The following is a 1,091-nucleotide window of genomic DNA, read 5'->3' as shown; positions in this document are numbered from 1 at the left end:
GCTTCCCTTAGCATCACCTGCAAGGTATCCTGGTCCACGGGGTACCTCCTTCCTAATCCTGGTACCCCCCTTTTATACACAAACTCCTACACATACCTTCGTGTGCTACCTCATATCTCCACCCCAGCCATCTTGAGAAGCACCCGGCTCCGAATCAGGTTGTGCACCAGCAGGATGAGATGGACCCGCGCCACCAAACCCCAATACGACCGCACCTCCATCCGGTGAAGCCCCAAAGACCTCACCATCACGCTAAACCGCGTCTCAATCCAGTTGCGCACCCTCCCCATCCAGGCTCGCCACCCCGTCTCCACCACCTTCCCTCCCCTGAGCCGGTAGGGCGGCGTCTTCACTCCCTGGACCCAGCGAAAACCCCGGTCCCCAAGAACCGCAGGCAAACCCTCAAGGACCTCCCTCCCCCAGGTCTCCCGGGCATTCCCGGGCAGAAGAACCCAGCGGAAAAAGAGGCCCCGCTCGTTCATCACCGGCATGAGGGCGTATCCGCCAAAAGCCCCCAGGGGTCCTTTCCCCACCGCGGCCTCAGGGAGGGAGAGGCTGTGGATGCGCTGTCCGTGGGCCAGGGGAATGGGCTTCAGGTCCACCACCTGTAGCAAGCCTTCTCCTCCGGAGAGCCTGAGGGCGAGGTGGGCCAGGAGCCCATGAGCCTTTTGAAGGACCCGGTAGAAGCGGGAGAGGTGGGGGAGGGAGGGGAAGTAAGGCTTCAGGGTAGTTTTGGCGGCGAGGTAGCCTTTGGCGAGGTCCTGGCCCTGGCTGCTTCCCCGTAGGGGAACATCTTGCGGAGGAGGAAGATGGCGAGGGCCAGGAGTTCGGCCAGGGTGGCCTTTTGGTGCTTTTGCTTTTTTGGGAGCTTGTGACCTTGGGCGACGAGGGCCTTGAGTTCGTCATCTACCCAGACGTAGGTGGCTACGAGAAGGGTTTCTGCGTCAAGATAGTAGAGGGGGTGCTCACGGTTTGGATGCATAGCACCCCCTTTTCTTTCACACCCTAGGGGTCCAGATCAAGTAGCACACGAAGGCATAATTCCTTACACGACCCCCACGTCCACCACAGGTGGACACGGATTTGGTACA

At 60.4% G+C, this 1,091-nt stretch carries 1 pseudogene; it reads right to left on the bottom strand.

What is annotated here, in order from left to right:
• Positions 1-110: 110 nt before the first annotated feature.
• Positions 111-982 (bottom strand): annotated as a pseudogene (locus F604_RS13530) (transposase family protein).
• Positions 983-1,091: the final 109 nt, after the last annotated feature.

It is taken from the genome of Thermus scotoductus DSM 8553 (assembly GCF_000381045.1).
Classification (GTDB): Bacteria; Deinococcota; Deinococci; order Deinococcales; family Thermaceae; genus Thermus; species Thermus scotoductus.
The sequence above is the reverse complement of the archived record's forward strand: the minus strand, read 5'-3'. Positions and strand labels throughout refer to the sequence as shown.